The 15,494-nt window shown below is 67.1% G+C and carries 17 protein-coding genes and 2 pseudogenes; 2 read left to right on the top strand and 17 right to left on the bottom strand.

What is annotated here, in order from left to right; translation table 11 throughout:
* Positions 1 to 113: 113 nt before the first annotated feature.
* The 6 genes from paaC to JHD63_RS11970 are packed head-to-tail and all read right to left on the bottom strand — an operon-like array spanning position 114 to position 4,839.
* The gene (gene paaC, locus JHD63_RS11995; RefSeq protein WP_198970980.1) at positions 114 to 893 is read right to left on the bottom strand and encodes a 1,2-phenylacetyl-CoA epoxidase subunit PaaC; all 780 of its coding nucleotides are present in this window, start codon (positions 891 to 893) and stop codon (positions 114 to 116) included.
* A 10-nt stretch (positions 894 to 903) separates the two neighbouring features.
* The gene (gene paaB, locus JHD63_RS11990; protein WP_370590488.1) at positions 904 to 1,275 is read right to left on the bottom strand and encodes a 1,2-phenylacetyl-CoA epoxidase subunit PaaB; all 372 of its coding nucleotides are present in this window, start codon (positions 1,273 to 1,275) and stop codon (positions 904 to 906) included.
* Complete coding sequence (gene paaA, locus JHD63_RS11985; RefSeq protein ID WP_198970978.1) at positions 1,197 to 2,210, bottom strand: 1,2-phenylacetyl-CoA epoxidase subunit PaaA; 1,014 nt, start codon at positions 2,208 to 2,210, stop codon at positions 1,197 to 1,199. Before paaA ends, paaB begins: the two co-directional genes overlap by 79 nt.
* Before the next feature lie 38 nt (positions 2,211 to 2,248).
* Positions 2,249 to 3,565 carry a phenylacetate--CoA ligase PaaK gene (gene paaK, locus JHD63_RS11980; RefSeq protein WP_198970977.1) on the bottom strand — a complete coding sequence of 439 codons (1,317 nt, stop codon included), beginning with the start codon at positions 3,563 to 3,565 and terminating at the stop codon, positions 2,249 to 2,251.
* Positions 3,562 to 4,032, bottom strand: coding sequence for a hydroxyphenylacetyl-CoA thioesterase PaaI (gene paaI, locus JHD63_RS11975; RefSeq protein WP_198970976.1), 471 nt, complete (start codon positions 4,030 to 4,032; stop codon positions 3,562 to 3,564). The genes paaK and paaI overlap by 4 nt, the downstream gene beginning before the upstream one ends.
* 3 nt (positions 4,033 to 4,035) lie before the next feature.
* Positions 4,036 to 4,839, bottom strand: coding sequence for an enoyl-CoA hydratase-related protein (locus JHD63_RS11970; protein WP_198970975.1), 804 nt, complete (start codon positions 4,837 to 4,839; stop codon positions 4,036 to 4,038).
* Positions 4,840 to 4,982: 143 nt separating this feature from the next.
* Here JHD63_RS11970 and JHD63_RS11965 point away from each other — a divergent pair, with 143 nt between their 5' ends.
* Both JHD63_RS11965 and JHD63_RS11960 read left to right on the top strand, forming a co-directional pair.
* Positions 4,983 to 5,585 carry a phenylacetic acid degradation protein PaaY gene (locus JHD63_RS11965; protein ID WP_198970974.1) on the top strand — a complete coding sequence of 201 codons (603 nt, stop codon included), beginning with the start codon at positions 4,983 to 4,985 and terminating at the stop codon, positions 5,583 to 5,585.
* A 54-nt stretch (positions 5,586 to 5,639) separates the two neighbouring features.
* Positions 5,640 to 6,305: a TetR/AcrR family transcriptional regulator gene (locus tag JHD63_RS11960; protein ID WP_198970973.1), complete on the top strand. Its 666-nt coding sequence runs from the start codon at positions 5,640 to 5,642 to the stop codon at positions 6,303 to 6,305.
* Positions 6,306 to 6,645: 340 nt separating this feature from the next.
* Here the strand turns inward: JHD63_RS11960 and JHD63_RS11955 are convergent, their stop codons facing one another.
* From JHD63_RS11955 to JHD63_RS11915, 11 genes and pseudogenes are all read right to left on the bottom strand, one after another.
* A complete protein-coding gene (locus tag JHD63_RS11955) occupies positions 6,646 to 7,263 on the bottom strand; it encodes an MBL fold metallo-hydrolase (RefSeq protein ID WP_255519270.1) in 618 nt (205 codons plus the stop codon).
* 134 nt (positions 7,264 to 7,397) lie between these two features.
* A pseudogene (locus JHD63_RS24575) lies at positions 7,398 to 7,586 on the bottom strand (MBL fold metallo-hydrolase); the annotation flags it as partial.
* Between the two features lie 111 nt (positions 7,587 to 7,697).
* Positions 7,698 to 8,539: pseudogene (locus JHD63_RS11950) on the bottom strand (SDR family NAD(P)-dependent oxidoreductase).
* A 16-nt stretch (positions 8,540 to 8,555) separates the two neighbouring features.
* Positions 8,556 to 9,476 carry an AMP-binding protein gene (locus tag JHD63_RS24990; protein ID WP_370590487.1) on the bottom strand — a complete coding sequence of 307 codons (921 nt, stop codon included), beginning with the start codon at positions 9,474 to 9,476 and terminating at the stop codon, positions 8,556 to 8,558.
* On the bottom strand, positions 9,365 to 10,159 hold the full coding sequence (locus JHD63_RS11945) for an AMP-binding protein (RefSeq protein ID WP_370590486.1): 795 nt from the start codon (positions 10,157 to 10,159) through the stop codon (positions 9,365 to 9,367). Before JHD63_RS11945 ends, JHD63_RS24990 begins: the two co-directional genes overlap by 112 nt.
* A 44-nt stretch (positions 10,160 to 10,203) precedes the next feature.
* A complete protein-coding gene (locus JHD63_RS11940; protein ID WP_198970972.1) occupies positions 10,204 to 10,797 on the bottom strand; it encodes a carboxymuconolactone decarboxylase family protein in 594 nt (197 codons plus the stop codon).
* A 40-nt stretch (positions 10,798 to 10,837) separates the two neighbouring features.
* Positions 10,838 to 11,545, bottom strand: a complete 708-nt coding sequence (locus tag JHD63_RS11935; RefSeq protein WP_198970971.1) for an ABC transporter ATP-binding protein — start codon at positions 11,543 to 11,545, stop codon at positions 10,838 to 10,840.
* Positions 11,542 to 12,294 (bottom strand): ABC transporter ATP-binding protein, encoded by a 753-nt coding sequence (locus tag JHD63_RS11930; RefSeq protein ID WP_198970970.1) that lies wholly within the window; start codon positions 12,292 to 12,294, stop codon positions 11,542 to 11,544. Before JHD63_RS11930 ends, JHD63_RS11935 begins: the two co-directional genes overlap by 4 nt.
* Entirely contained in the window at positions 12,291 to 13,259 is a 969-nt protein-coding gene (locus tag JHD63_RS11925; protein ID WP_198970969.1) for a branched-chain amino acid ABC transporter permease, read from the bottom strand. Before JHD63_RS11925 ends, JHD63_RS11930 begins: the two co-directional genes overlap by 4 nt.
* On the bottom strand, positions 13,256 to 14,113 hold the full coding sequence (locus JHD63_RS11920; RefSeq protein WP_198970968.1) for a branched-chain amino acid ABC transporter permease: 858 nt from the start codon (positions 14,111 to 14,113) through the stop codon (positions 13,256 to 13,258). Before JHD63_RS11920 ends, JHD63_RS11925 begins: the two co-directional genes overlap by 4 nt.
* Positions 14,114 to 14,161: 48 nt before the next feature.
* Positions 14,162 to 15,364 carry an ABC transporter substrate-binding protein gene (locus JHD63_RS11915; protein WP_198970967.1) on the bottom strand — a complete coding sequence of 401 codons (1,203 nt, stop codon included), beginning with the start codon at positions 15,362 to 15,364 and terminating at the stop codon, positions 14,162 to 14,164.
* Between the last annotated feature and the right edge of the window lie 130 nt (positions 15,365 to 15,494).

Here is a 15,494-nt window from a genome sequence, read left to right as displayed (position 1 = left end):
ATGGCCGCCGCCATGGCGAGGATTTGCAACGCCGCAGACCGGCCGCAGCAGGGATGGGCGACACGCGAGGGGCTTGTTCAGCGTTGCCTCAGGGCGGCCCGGCGCGGCGCTCATCACCACGCGCCTCCGGGAAAGCTGCGCTGCAGATGCTGCATCTCGGCCAGGATGTAGCCCATGTGCTCGCTGTGCAAGCCCTGCTTGCCGGTGCTGCGGAAGGCGGCTTCCCTGGGCGCGGCAAGGCCGGCGGCGTCGAGCACCTGCCGCATCTCGGCGTGCCAGGGCTCGCGCAGTTCGCTCCAGGCCGGGCCGAAGCCGCTGGCGCTGGCCGCGGCATCGACGGCATCGCTCTCGAACATCTCGGGCACGTAGAGCCACAGCTGCCGGAGCGCCTTTTCGACGCGGCGGCGCGACTCCTCGGTGCCGTCGCCCAGCCGCAGCATCCAGTCGCCCGAATGCTGCTGGTGGTAGCGCGCCTCCTTCACCGCCTTGGCGGCAATGGCGGCCACTTCGGCGTCGCTCGATGCCGCCAGGCGCTGCCACAGCAGCTTGAGCAGCGTGGCGAGCATGGTGTTGCGCACCACGGCGAAGGCGAAGTCGCCGCGCGGCAGCTCGGCGATGGTGAGGTTGAAGTAGTCCCGCTCGTCGCGCAGGTAGGCGAGCTGGTCTTCGTCATGCCCGCGCCCCTCGCCTTCGAGCCTGCCGGCGTGGGTGAGCAGCGCACGCGCCTGGCCGATCAGGTCGAGCGCGATGTTGGCCATCGCCATGTCCTCCTCCAGCACGGGCGCATGGCCGCACCACTCTCCCAGGCGCTGCGCGAGCACCAGGCAGGTGTCGCCTATGCGCAGCAGGTACTGCACTTCGGGCGTGCGGTTCAGTTCGATAGATGCTTGCATGGCGTACGGCTCACATGTGATCCACGGACTTGGGCAGCGTGTAGAAGCTCGGGTGGCGATACACCTTGTCTTCTGCCGGGTCGAAGAACATGTCCTTGTGGCCCGGGTCGCTGGCCACGATCTGCTCGGAGCGCACCACCCAGATGCTGCTGCCTTCCTGGCGGCGGGTGTACACGTCGCGCGCCATCTGGAGCGCCATCTTCGGATCGGACGCATGCAGACTGCCGCAGTGCTTGTGGTCCAGGCCGGCCTTGCTGCGAACGAACACTTCCCACAGAGGCCACTCTTTCTTCGCTTCGGTATTCATGCTGCTTCCTTGATGGTTTGTTGCTTGCTGGCGTGGGCCATCGCGGCTTCGCGCACCCATGCGCCCTCTTCCCAGGCATCGATGCGGGCCTGCAGCCGCTCGCGGTTGCAGGGGCCGTCGCCTCCGACAACGCGCCAGAACTCGCTCCAGTCGATGGCGCCGAAGTCGTAGGCCTGGCGCTCCTCGTTCCATTTCAGGTCGGGATCGGGTAGGGTCACGCCGAGGACGCGGGCCTGCTCGACGGTGGCGTTGACGAACTTCTGGCGCAGCTCGTCGTTGCTGATGCGCTTGATGCCCCAGCGCATCGACTGCGCGCTGTTGGGCGACTGGTCGTCCGGCGGGCCGAACATCATGAGCGAGGGCCACCACCAGCGGTTCACGGAGTCCTGCACCATCGCCCTCTGCGCGTCGGTGCCGTGGGTCATCATGGTCAGCAGGGCGTCGTAGCCCTGGCGCTGGTGGAAGCTCTCCTCGCGGCAGATGCGGATCATGGCGCGCGCATATGGCGCATACGAACAGCGGCAGATCGGCACCTGGTTCATGATGGCCGCGCCGTCCACCAGCCAGCCGATGGTGCCCATGTCGGCCCAGGTGAGCGTGGGGTAGTTGAAGATCGAGCTGTATTTGGCCTTGCCGCTGTGCAGCGCGTCGAGCATCTGGTCGCGCGAGGTGCCCAGCGTCTCGGCGGCGGCGTACAGATAGAGGCCATGGCCGCCTTCGTCCTGCACCTTGGCCAGCAGGATGGCCTTGCGCTTGAGCGTGGGCGCGCGGCTGATCCAGTTGCCCTCGGGCAGCATGCCGACGATTTCCGAGTGCGCATGCTGGCTGATCTGGCGCAGCAGCGTCTTGCGGTAGTGCTCGGGCATCCAGTCCTTCGCCTCGATGAAGGCGCCCGCGTCGATGCGGGCGTCGAAGCGCTCCTCCAGCCGCATCTCCTCAGCGGAGCGCAGGGGCTTCTGCCTGCCGTCGCCCGCGTCCTGACCCATGGTATCCATTGCCTGGGTGTACATGTGCGTGTCCTTTGCAAGGGTTTTGAAGTGGCGCGCGTTCAGCGCGGCCGGGTGTCGAACACGCGCCGGGCCTTGCCGGTCTGCGTGCGCTCGAGGGAGTCGGGGTCGAGTACGCGTACCGTGGTCGAGATGCCGACCAGCTTCTTCACGCGCTCCTGCACCCAGTGCGCGATGGCCTTGCGCTCGGCTTCGTCGGTCGCCGCGTTGCGGTGTTCCAGCTCGCAGCGCACCTCCACCTCGTCGAGCAGGCCGTCGCGGCGCACGTGCACCTGGTAGAGGCCGGACAGGCGCTCGTGCGCGAGCACGATCTCTTCCACCTGCGTGGGAAAGACGTTGACGCCGCGGATGATCAGCATGTCGTCGCTGCGGCCGACGATCTTGCCCATGCGGCGGAACGAGCGCGAGGTGGGCGGCAACAGGCGCGTGAGGTCGCGCGTGCGGTAGCGCACCATCGGCATGGCCTCCTTGCTGAGCGAGGTGAAGACGAGTTCGCCCTCCTCGCCTTCGGCTTTCGGCTCGCCGGTGTCGGGGTCGATGATCTCGGGGTAGAAGTGGTCTTCCCAGATCACGGGGCCGTCCTTGCTCTCGACGCATTCGCTGGCCACGCCGGGGCCCATCACTTCCGACAGGCCGTAGATGTCGACCGCGTCGATGCCGGCCTTGGCCTCGATGTCGCTGCGCATGGCTTCGGTCCAGGGCTCGGCGCCGAAGATGCCGATCTTCAGCGAACTGTCCCGGGCGTCGAGGCCCTGGCGCTCGAACTGCTCGATGATCACCTGCATGTAGCTGGGCGTGACCATGATGATGTCGGGCTTGAAGTCCTGGATGAGCTGCACCTGCTTTTCGGTCTGGCCGCCGGACATCGGGATGACGGTGCAGCCGGCGCGCTCGGCGCCGTAGTGCGCGCCCAGGCCGCCGGTGAACAGGCCGTACCCGTACGACACATGCACCATGTCGCCGGGGCGCCCGCCCGCCGCGCGGATCGAGCGCGCGACCAGGTTGGCCCAGGTGTCGATGTCGTTCTGCGTGTAGCCCACCACGGTCGGCTTGCCGGTGGTGCCCGAGGAGGCATGGATGCGCGCGATCTGGGTGCGCGGCACGGCGAACATGCCGAAGGGGTAGTTGTCGCGCAAGTCGCTTTTGACCGTGAACGGGAACTTCGACAGGTCGGCCAGCGATTTCAGGTCATCGGGATGCACGCCCCTGGCGTCGAAGGCCTTGCGGTAGTGCGGCACCTTGTCATAGGCGCGCCGCAGCGTAGCGCGCAGCCGGGAGAGCTGCAGCGCGGCAATCTCGTCGCGGCTGGCGGTTTCGATGGGTTCGAGTTCGCCGGTTGCGGGGTGTCGGGCGTTCATCGTGCGTTGTCTCCTGTAGCCTCGTCGGCGGGCACTGCGGGGCGGCCCTTGGCCGTGTAGGAGCGGCCGCGGAACATCGCGATGCGCTCGCCGCGCTGATTGGTGATTTCGGTGTCGTACACGCCGGTGCGGCCGGCCTTGGACACTTCGTGGCAGCGCGCGGTGAGCAGATCGCCCTCGCGCGCCGGGGCCATGAAGTCGATGGAAAAGCCCGAGGCTACGGTCAACTCGTTGTACGAATTGCAGGCGAAGGCAAAGGCGGAGTCGGCCAGCGTGGCCATGAAGCCGCCGTGGCAGGTGGCATGGCCGTTGAGCATGTCGGGGCGCACACGCATCTCCATCGTCGCCCGGCCGGGGCCGACCTCGACGATGTGCATGCCCAGGCCCCTGGTGGCCTTGTCGTTGGCGAACATGCCGTCGCGCACGTACTCGGCCGTCTGCTGCGGGGTGCGGTGGGTACCGCTCATGGCTCAGCGGTCCCTGAAGACGGGCGCGCGCTTGGCGCGGAAGGCCTCGACGCCCTCGCGGTAGTCGCCGGCATTGCCCAGGTCGCGCTGGATGCGGGCCTCTTCGGCGAGCGCCGTGCCCAGGTCCATGCCCTGCGCGGCGGCCATGGCCTGGCGGGTGGCGACCAGCGCGCGCGTCGGCATGCCGGCCAGCTTCGAGGCGAGTGCCGCGGCGGCTTCAGCCAGCGCCGCGTCGTCCACGCACTGCCAGATCAGGCCGATGCGGGCGGCCTCCTCGGCCGGCAGCTTGTCGCCGAGCAGCGCGATGCCCAGCGCCCGGGCCGGGCCCACGAGGCGCGGCAGCAGCCAGGTGCCGCCGGTGTCGGGCACCAGGCCGATCTTGCTGAAGGCCTGGATGAAGCTGGCCGAGCGGCCCGCCAGCACGAGGTCGCAGCACAGCGCCAGATTCGCGCCCGCGCCGGCGGCCACGCCGTTGACGGCGGCGACCACCGGCACCGGCATCGAGCGCAGGCGCGCGACGAGCGGCGCGTAATAGGCAGAGATGACGTGGCCCAGGTCCTTGGGCGCGGCACCGGGCGCCGGGTCAGGCGCGACCGACGGGTCGGCCAGATCCTGCCCGGCGCAGAAGGCGCGGCCCTCGCCGGTGAGCACCACGCAGCGCACGCCCCCGTCATTCGCCGCCGCTTCGAGCGCGGCCATCAGCTCGGCGTGCAGCCCGGAAGTGAAACTGTTGAGCGCCGCGGGGCGGTTCAGGCTCAGCGTGCGCACCGCGCCAGCGTTGCGGATGAGTACCAAGGGCTCGGTCATGGGCTGTCTCTTTTGTCCTTCGTGGGAAACGGTCTGGAGTGCAAACACTATTGACCGACCGTTCGGTTGATTTTAGGATCGACCTCGATTCCCACGCAAGCAGGATTGATTCAGGGCAAACCCTGAGCACACAAGGAGACCGAATGCCCAGCTACTCCATCGACGGCGTGATTCCGGTGGTCGACCCGAGCGCCTACGTGCATCCCACGGCCGTGCTGATCGGCGACGTCATCGTCGGCCCGAACTGTTATGTGGGCCCCTGCGCCAGCCTGCGCGGCGACTTCGGCCGCATCGTGCTGCACGAGGGGTCGAACGTGCAGGACCACTGCTGCGTGCACGGCTTTCCCGAGAACGACACGGTGATCGAGGTCAACGGCCACATCGGCCACGGCGCAATCCTGCACAGCTGCATCGTGCGGCGCGACGCGCTGGTGGGCATGAACGCGGTGGTCATGGACGAAGCCGAGATCGGCGAGAAGGCCATCGTCGCGGCCTGCGCCTTCGTGCCCGCCGGCATGAAGGTGCCGCCGCGCTCGCTCGTGGCGGGCATCCCCGCAAAGGTCAAGCGCGAACTGCGCGAGGACGAGATCGCCTGGAAGCTCGAAGGCACGCGGACCTACCAGGCGCTCACGGTGCGCAGCCTGGCGAGCCTGCATGAAGTCGCGCCGCTCGCCAAGGAGGAGCACTGCAGGCCGCGCCTGCCGGCCACCGACGTGCGCTCGCTCATCGCGACCAGGCGCGGCTGACCTAGGGCAAGATCGCCCGCTGCCATCAACCGCACAACCCAGGAGCGAGAACCGATGCCGCGCGGAAGATCCGCCACCTACGACGACCAGCGAGAACTGATCCTCGCGCAGGCCGCGCAACTGTTCGCGCGCCGCGGCTACCCCGCCACCTCGATGAACCAGGTGGCCGAGGCCTGCGGCCTCTCGAAGGCCACGCTCTACCACTACTACAAGGACAAGAGCAGCCTGCTGATCAGCATCGCCGAGGAGCACGTGTCCAGGCTGGCGGCGCTGGTGGCAGAGGAAGAAGCGTCGACGCACACCGACGAGGAGCGGCTGCGCCGCTTCATCCACCGCATCGTCGAGGAATACGCCGGCGCGCAGGACGCGCACCGCGTGCTGACCGACGACGTGCGCTTCCTGGAAGAAGCCGACCGCGAGCGCGTGCTCGACAAGGAGCGCGAGGTGGTCGCCGGCTTCGCGCGCGCGGTGTCGGCCCTGCGCCCCGGCGCGCCCAGCGACGACCTCGCCAAGCCGCTGACCATGCTGCTGTTCGGCATGATCAACTGGATGTTCACCTGGATGAAGCCCGACGGACGCCTCGACCACGCGGCCATCGCCCCGATCGTGGCGGACCTGTTCCTGGGCGGTATCGGGGCGGTCAAGTCGCCGGACTACCAGGCCATAGAGGCACGGGCTGGCAAGGCTTCAGCGGTGATGGCCCAGGGCGAGGCCGAATAGCGCACCGCCCACCCGGCTGGGGATGCTCAGGATCTGGCCAAGCTTCAAGTCTGCGTGCCGCCCAGGCCGTTTGAACCGCACCGGATTCTGAGGAGGCTCCTTCGATTGAGAATAGAGCCCGCATGAGGACATCCGCGAAGTTTTCCCCCGCGGTGATTGAACGTGAAGTGCGCATGCTCTTCGACGCTATTCCGAGCAATTAAAGTCGTAAACACCAACCCAGCATCCGTGCGGCTGTTCGCAATACTCAGCTAGGTCGTCGCTTATCTAAAGTCGTAAACACCAGCGTGGACTGCCCTCACAATGAATGAGGCAGCCGAGGCCGGAGACAGTGCGGCCTTCAGGACTTCAGCTCATGCCATGCGACGCCGTTCCTATCCACGGTGCACCCTACGGCGCTTTCCGCGATGAGGTAATTCATACAGGCCACGGCCTCGCCTGTGGCGAGACTCAGTTGCTGCCCATCTTGCTCCCCTATGGCACGGTGGAACAAGGCGGGGAACACGTCAACGATGCGCTGCGACCCGCCCGTCAGCGACTGGCGCAGCCGTTCCAGCGCCCGATCCTGGCCAGCCCTGAGCGAACCCAGGCGTTCGTGCAGCCCGTAGAAGGGTTCGTTGTGGGAAGGCAGTACCAGCACATCGGCAGGCAATTCTCGCGCCAGCTTGTCTAGCGACTCGTACCACTCCTTGAGCGGATTGGCCTGCGGCTCGGTGGCGAACACCGACACGTTCGACGAGATGCGCGGCAGTACCTGGTCGCCCGCGATCAGCAGCTTCAAGTCAGGGCAGCACAGGCAAGCATGCTCGGGCGAATGGCCGCCGGTGGTGATGACCCGCCAGACGTGCGGGCCGAGCTGCAGCAGGTCGCCCGCCGGAAGCTCTCGGGCAGCGCGTGGATGTGCTTGCCGAAGCTGCCGAAGCGGCTGCGGTAGCCCTCTATGGCCGCCTCCGACCAGCCTGCGCGCCGGTGGAACAGCACGCCGTCGGGCGGCGCCTCGCGGTTCGTGTCGGCGTGCATCACGCGGCAGCTCAGGTATTCGAGGCGGCTCATGTGCAGCGGCACGCTGGCGCGGCGCGTGAACCAGCCCGCCAGCCCCACGTGGTCGGGGTGCATGTGCGTGGCGTACACGCCCTGCAGCGGTCGCACAAGCGGCCCCCCTCCCGTCAGCGCCAGCCAGTCGGCTACGGTGGCGGGGTCGTTCAGGCCGGTGTCCACCAGCGCCCAGCCATCGTGCGTGTCGATGGCCCAGACGTTGATGTGGTCGAGCAGGAACGGCATGGACAGCCGGATCCAGCGCACGCCGGGGGCGACTTCCACCGTTTGGCGCGGCGCGGGCGGCTCGAAGGGGTAGGTCAGCGCAGGGGTGTCGGGCTTCGTCATGGCGTGAGGTCAAATGCCGGTGAGCCCGCCCGTGCACAGCGGGGTCTGCCCGCTCACGTAGTCGGATTCTGGGATGCAGAACAGGTAGGCCGCACCAGCGGCCTCTTCGGGCGTGCCCGCCCGGCCCAGCGGGATGCCACGATCCATCGCGGCCATCAAATCCAGGTTCACGCCTACCTTGATCTCTCGCCCCTGCACCTGGATGGCGGCGCGGCATCGGCGGTAGCCTCGGTCATGCGCGTGCGGATAAGGCCGTGGGCCACGCAGTTGACCGTGGTGTTCAGGCGCCCCCACTCCTTGGCCAGCGTCATGGTCAGGCCCACGATGCCCGCCTTGGCGGCGGCGTAGTTGACCTGCCCCGCATTGCCGAAGACGCCCGAGACCGAGGAGACGTTGACCACCTTGCGCACCACGCAGCGGCCCGCCTCGGAGTCGGCCCGGCTCAGCGCGCGGATCATCGGCTGCGCCGCGCGCAGGATGCGGAACGGCGCGGTAAGGTGCACGCCGAGCATCGCGTCCCATTGCTCGTCGCTCATCTTCTGGATTACGTTGTCCCAGGTGTAGCCCGCGTTGTTGACGAGGATGTCCAGCCCCCCGAACGCGCCGGTGGCGGTGTTGATCAGCCGGTCGGCGAAGCCAGCGTCGGCCACGCTGCCGCAGCAGGCCACGGCCTCGCCGCCCAGCGCGATGATTTCCTCGCGCACGGCCATGGCGGGCTCGTCGTCGAGGTCTTCGAGGTCGTTGAGGACGAGCCGGGCGCCTTCGCCCGCGAGCTTGAGGGCCATCGCCCGGCCGATGCCCCGGCCCGAGCCGGCGACCACGGCCACCTTGCCGCGCAGTTTTTCAGACATGGTGTGTTCCAGTTGTTTACCGGGCGGGCGCCGCTTCGGTGTCGTAAGCGCCGGCGCTGCCTTGCTGGCGCAGAACGGCGCGCTGGATCTTGCCGGTCGCCGTCTTGGGCAAGCTGTCCATCTGGCGCAGGTAGCGCGGCTTGGCGAAGCGCGGCAACTGGGCGCTGGCCTGGCGGAAAATTTCCGCCATATCCAGCACCGCACCGTTGCTGGGCACCAGGGCGAGCATCACCTCATCCTCCCCACCCGCGCCCTGCGCCGGAACGGCGTAGGCCGCCACCTCGTGGATGCCAGGCAGTTGGCCCACCACGACCTCGACTTCGGTGGCCGAGATATTTTCGCCCCGGCGGCGGATGCAGTCGTTGATGCGGTCTACGAAGGTGATGAGCTCCTGCGCATCCCGCGTGCCCGCGTCGCCCGTGTGGAACCAGAGGTTGCGCCAGGCCTCGGCCGTTTTCGCCGGAACATTCAGATAGCCTGCCATGAAGCCGAGGGGCATCTTGGGCCGCACCAGGATTTCGCCGACCTGTCCGGCAGGCACGGGCACGTCGGTTTCGGGGTCGGCAATGCAGATCTCGAACCGGTCCTCCTGCGCCCACCCGGCAGCGTTCGGCGCTGCATGCCCGATGCGGCCCCAGATGGGAATGCCGACCTCGGTCATGCCGAACCCGGACAAGACGTCCTTAACACCAAAGCGCTCGCGGAACACGGCCTCGTGCTGGGCCGGGTTGGGTGCGCTCAGGCTGGCGCGCAGGCGGTGGTCGCGGTCGTGCTCCGTGGGTGGCTGGTTGATGACGAACATGGCAGTCGTGCCCAGGTGGTTGGTCAGCGTGGCGCCGCTGCGTCGAATGTCAGCCAGCCAGGTGCTGGCGCTGAACCGCTGCTTGAGGAAGGCCGGTATGCCCGCCAGCACCGTCGCCCCCAGCTGCATGAACAGGCCGTTGGCATGGAACAGGGGCAGGCAGATGTAGTACTTTTCGGCCTCGGTGATCTCCAGGCTGCGTATCCCCCCAGCCCAAGCAGGGCGCAGTGGCAGTGCGGCATCAGCACGCCCTTGCTCGGCCCGGTGGTGCCGGAGGTGTACATGATGCAGAAGATGTCCTCGGACCGGGGCGCGGGGCCCTCCCACGGCGCGCAGGCGCTGCTGTCTGTCCAGGCCACCTGCCGCCAGCGTTCGGGCAAGGTGGCGGGCGCGTCGCCCACCACGACCAGGGTGGGCAGGTGGGACAGCTCATCCGCCAGGCTGGCGATGTGTTCGACCAGCGCCGAGTCCACCACGACGGTGGACAGCTGGGAGTCGTTCAATTGGTGGCGCAGGAACGCGGAACGCAGCTCGGTGTTGAGCATCACCGCCGTGGCCCGCAGGTAGCCGATGCCGAACGTAGTCGCCACCATGGCGCAGCTATTGGACATGAAGACGCCGACGCGCTCCTCGGGCTGCACGCCCAGTTGATGGTGCAGAAAGCTGGCAAACCGCTGGCTGTTTGTCAACGCCTGCCCCACGGTGAACGCGCTGCCCTGGCTGTCCTCCAGCCAGGGCGCGCCGGGGCAACTGGCGGCCCATTCGCGCAGTGCATCGGTCAGCGTGCAGGCGTGGGGTTCGTGGATGCGGCTGTACATGGCCTTCTACTCCTCCATTTCAGAAAATATCGATGCCGGCAGACTCAGACTTCGAGATCCTGGAGCCAGGGGACGTGGGCCAACGCCTCCGAGGGAACGGGCTCCAGCTCCGAGCCCATCAGGCCGTTCCAGCGGTTGAACCATCCGACCATGGCCGCGCAGGACACGATTTCGACAATTTCCTCCTCGCCGAAGACCTCACGGGCTTGCTCTATGGCATGGCCCGGTTCGCGCACCGGCAGGCTACCGCCCGCGGTGGCAATGGCTAGCGCCTTGCGCTCCCGCCCGGTGTATCGGGGGTCATCCCGGTAGGACGGCAACGCGGCCAGCTTGTCCCAGCACACGCCCAGGTGGTGGGCGGCATGGACGAGGTGCGTCGCCGTATAGCGGCAGCGCGCGCCGCGCGCGGTTTCCGCAGCGATCAGGAAGCGCAGCGGCTGCGTGAGCAGCCCGTTACCGCGCAGAGTCACGCCCAGCAGTTGGAGCAGCGCAGGCACCACGCCAGGCTTACGCGCCATGGTCAGCAGCGCATTCGGGCGGTAGCCGACGAAATCCACCAGTTCCTCCAGTACGGGGTCGCGGGAGCGGGGATCGTTTTCATGCAGGGGCGCGATGCGCGCGGTGGCGTGGACGTTCATGGGCATGCCTTGGCTTTGGGTTTGCGTGGGCACGGAGCGGTCACGCCGCCGCGCCCGTCGTGATGAGGCCCTCGACGTGGGCGCGCTGCGCGTTCAACTCCTGGGCTGTGCCGGACCAGGCGACCTGACCGTGGTCAAGCACGTACTGGCGGTGGGCCAGTTTCATGGGCACCTTGAGGTTCTGCTCCACCAGCACGATGCCAGTGCCCTGGCGATGGACTTCGCTGAACACCTGGACCAACTGGTCCACTATGACCGGCGCCAGTCCCTCGGTGGGTTCGTCGAGCAGCAGAATGCGCGGGTTGCCCAGCAGGGCGCGCCCAATGGACAGCATTTGCTGCTCGCCGCCAGAGAGCTGGTCGCCACCGAAGTTCAGCCGCTCCCGCAGGCGTGGGAAGGCGCCCAGCACCCGGTCGAGAGTCCAGTGCCCCGGCTGGTGGGCCAGCGCACCGATCTTGAGGTTCTCCAGCACCGACAGGTTGGGGAAGATGCGGCGCGTATCCGGCACCAGCGCCACGCCGAGCTTGGCAATGGCCTCCACGCCCAGGCCCGAAATGTCTTGGTCGCCCAGCAGGCGTCGGCCGGCCGCCAGGGGCATCAAGCCCATTAGAGCCTTGAGCAACGTGGTCTTACCCCCGCCGTTGCGTCCGACGATGGCGACGATTTCATGGAAGTCGAACCGTACGGAGATTTCTTCCAGCGCGAGGGCCTGGCCGTACTTGACGCTGGCTTTCTCGAGTTCGATCACTGCGTGTCCTCCCCAAGGTAAATCGACCGCACCGCTTCGTTGCTGCGGATGTCCTCGGGGGCGCCGCACGCGATAACCGAGCCGTTGCTCATGACCACGATTTCGTGGGACAGCGACATCACTGCGTCCATGTTGTGCTCGATCAATAGCACCGTGCGCCCCAGCGCGGCCTTGCGGATCAGAGCCAGCGCGGTTTGGATCTCGTGGTGACCGATGCCGGCCAGCGGTTCGTCCAGCAGCAGGATCTTTGGATCGGGCAGCAGGGTCACGCCCAACTCCAACGAGCGTTGCAGGCCATAGGGCAGCGTGCCCGCGACGTCGTCGCGGTTAGCCGCCAGCCCCGTCAGCTCCAGGATGGAGTCCAATTGCTCGCGGAACTGCCGGTCGAAGTGGCGGCTCATCCAGAAGGGCTGGAACCCCGGCCTGCGCGACTGGGCCGCAACCAGCAGGTTCTCGGCCACCGTCATCTCGCCGAAGATCTTGATGATCTGGAAGCTGCGCCCGATGCCCATGCGGGCCCGCGCGTAGGCGGGCCGCTGGCTGATCTCCCGGCCGCCGCAGTACACCTTGCCGGCATGGCGCATCTGCCGCCCGGCCAGCACGTTCAGCAGCGTCGTCTTGCCCGCGCCGTTGGGGCCGATCAGACCGTAGATGCGGCCCTCCTGGAATTCATGGCTGACGTCGTTGACCGCCTTCAGGGCGCCGTAGCTGACGGTCACGCCCTCGCATCGCAGTGCCGCCTGGCTCATCGCGCACCTCCGCGCCGATTCTTCTGGTAGACCGCGAAGCCCTTCTCCAGCTCGCCGACGATGCCGCGCGGGAAGAAGATGGTCGCGAGGATGAACACCAGGCCCAGCACGCCATACCAGTACTCGGTCCAGCTGCTCAGCCATTCCTTGAGCACCTCGAAGGCGATCACGCCGACGGTGGCGCCCCACAGCGATCCGGAGCCGCCCAGCAGGGTCATGATGATCACGTCCCCCGAGGTGGTCCAGTGCAGCATCTGCGGGTTCATGTACATCAGCAGCGAGGCCAGCAGTGCCCCCGCCAGTCCGCTAAGGCCTCCCGAGATCACGAAGGTGATCTGCTTGTAGCGGTTGACGTTGAAGCCCAGTTGGTCGGCGCGGGTCTCGTTGCCGCGGATCGCCGCGATCACGCGGCCGAACGGCGAGCTGCGCAGCGAGATCACCGACAGCATGACCAGGGCATACACGCCCAGCACGAACCAGTAGTAATGGACGGGGTCGTAGAAGTCGATGCCCAGGAAGCCAGGGCGCTCCACGCCCGAGATGCCGTCCGACCCGCCAGTGAAGCCGCGCAGCTTGCTGTCCGCCAGGATGAAGATCAGTTGGGACAGCGCCAGGGTCACCAGCGCGAAGAAGATGCCGGATACCCGCAGCGCGAAGAAGCTGAACAGCAAAGCGAACGCGGCCCCCACGATGATGGCCAGGCCCACGCTGGCAGAGAACGGTAGCCCGTACTTCTGTGTTGCCAGGGCCACGGCATAGCCGCCCACCCCGAGGAATGTGGCGTGCCCGAAGGACACCATGCCCAGCGCGCCAAAGACGAAGTCGAAGCCGATGGCGAAGATCGCCCACATGGCCGCCAGGGTGACCAGCTGGATCAGCGCCTCCCCGGGGTGGAGGAAGGGCAGCAGGATGCCCGCCGCGGCCAGCAGCAGGCCGAAGCAGATGTCGAACAGGGAGAGTTTCATGCCGTCCTCGCAGCGCGGTAGAACAGGCCCTGCGGCCGCGTCAAAAGGGTGCCGATCAGCAGCACGAAGGTCATGATGTCCACCCAGCCCGGCAGGTACACGTAGCCCAGGGCGCGCACCATGCCGATCAGCATGGACGCAGCGATCGCCCCCCGGATGTTCCCCAGCCCCCCCAGGATCACGACGATGAAGCAGTCGATGATGGTGTTGGTCGCCATGCCCAGCTCGATGGGGAACAGCGGCGCCGCGATCGCACCCGCCAGGCCCGACAGGCCGCAGCCCGTGGCGAAGACCGCCATGCGGATCGCGCCTACCGGCAGGCCCAGGATGCGCACCATTTCCGCGTCGCTGCTGGCGGCCCGCACGAGCATGCCGAAGGTGCTTTGCTCCAGCACCAGGTACAGGCCTGCCGAGACGAGGGCGCCGAACCCGATCACGAACAGCCGGTACATCGGGATCGTGCTGCCCAGCATGTCCACGGTGCCGTTCCACAGCGGCGGAATCGCCACTTCCTGGTAGCCCGGTCCCCAGACGAAGCGCACCACGTCGCTCAGGATCAGGATCAGGCCGAAGGTCAGAATCAGTTGGTAGAAGTGCGGGCGCTCGTAGAGCGGGCGCAGCGTCAGCTTTTCGATCACCGCGCCCGCCAGCGCGGTGAAGAACGTGGCGGCCAGCACCCCCATGAGAAACGAGCCCGTGCGCCGCCCCGTTTCATACGAGACGTAGGCACCCAGCATGTAGATGGCGCCGTGGGCGAAATTGATCACGCCCAGCATGCCGAAGATGAGCGTGAGGCCCGCCGCCAGCAGGAACAGCAGCATGCCCAGGCTCAAGCCGATCACGATAGTTGACATAACGATTCACCAAGTGCGGGAGGCCAGGACGGCCACCCGCTGTGGCCTTCAGTTCTTGCAGGCCTCGAACAGCTTCTCTTCGGCGAAGACCTTGGTGATCTTCATCGTCAGCGCAGGGGCCGGCGGGGTGCCCTGCACCACCTCGCCCCAGAAGCCCGGCTGCAGGGCCTGGTGGTCGCAGGCGCGCATGGTCTTCTTGCCTTCCACGGAGTTCTCGCGGACGCTGGCGGCGAAGGCGTCCACCCACTTTTCCTTGTCCCAGGAGCCGGTCTTTTCCACCGTGTCCAACCACCAGGCCATGCCGTCGTAGGCCTCCCCGGCCGTCATGCTGGGGAAGATGCCGAACTTCTTGCGGTAGGCCTCGACGAACTTGCGGTTGGCGGCGGTGTCGATGGTGTGGTCATAGCGCAAGCCGGAATTGACGCCCAGCGCGGCTGGCCCAACGGCCGCCGCCATGGTTTCATCGGCAGCCACGGGTCCGAAAAGCACCTTGCTCTTGCCCAGGTTCACCTGGCCGGCTTGCTTGAGCAGGGTGACCACGTCCGAACCCGTCAGCATTAGCAGCACGCCGTCGGCGTCGGACTTGGCGATCTTGTCCACGATGGACGAATAGTCGCGGTTGCCCAGGGGCGGAAAGTCCTCGCCCACGATTTGGATGCCATTGGAGCCGGTCTGCTGCTTGATCCACTCGTAGCCGTCGCGGGTGGCCTGGTAGTCAGCGGTAACGGCGTAGATCTTCTTGAGCTTCCTGTCCTGCATGTACGCCAGCGCCATGCGGTTTTCCATGCCCAGGGTGTTCGACGTGCGGAAGGTGTAGCGGGAGCCGCCGGGCACGGTGATCTTGTCGTCCGCCGAGATGGTGACGAGGTGGGGCACCTTGCGCTGCTTGGCCAGGTTCATGACCGCCAGCGTGGAGGCGGAGCTGAGCGCGCCGAAGATCATGTGCGAGCCCTCGGAGATCAGCTTGGTGGCCTTCTGCACGGCGGGCTGGGGCTTGGTCTCATCGTCCTCCCAGGTGATCTCGATCGGAACGCCCAGCACATTGCCGCCGCGCTCCTCGAGGGCGACCTGCACGCCCCGGCGCATGTCCTCGCCCAGCAGCCCGTAGGGACCGGAGAGCGACAGCACGCCGCCGACCTTGAACTTCTCGGGCTTGGCCTGAGCGTACCCGTTGGACACCAGCCCCGTGGCCGTGGCCACAGCCGCAGCTACCACCAAGCCCTTCCTGAACCATTTCGCAACGTTACCCATGATTTGTCTCCTTACATGTCTCAGATCATTCAAACTTCAGTCGTCAAGGTGGTGAGGCCGGCCTTGACCGCTGAACGGGTTGACTCACCGCCGCGCAGCCTGTGTCTCCTGCGAGCCCGAGCTCGGATGA

It is taken from the genome of Xylophilus sp. ASV27, from assembly GCF_016428875.1.
Classification (GTDB): domain Bacteria; phylum Pseudomonadota; class Gammaproteobacteria; order Burkholderiales; family Burkholderiaceae_C; genus Xylophilus.
This window is presented reverse-complemented; position numbering and strand designations above follow the sequence as displayed.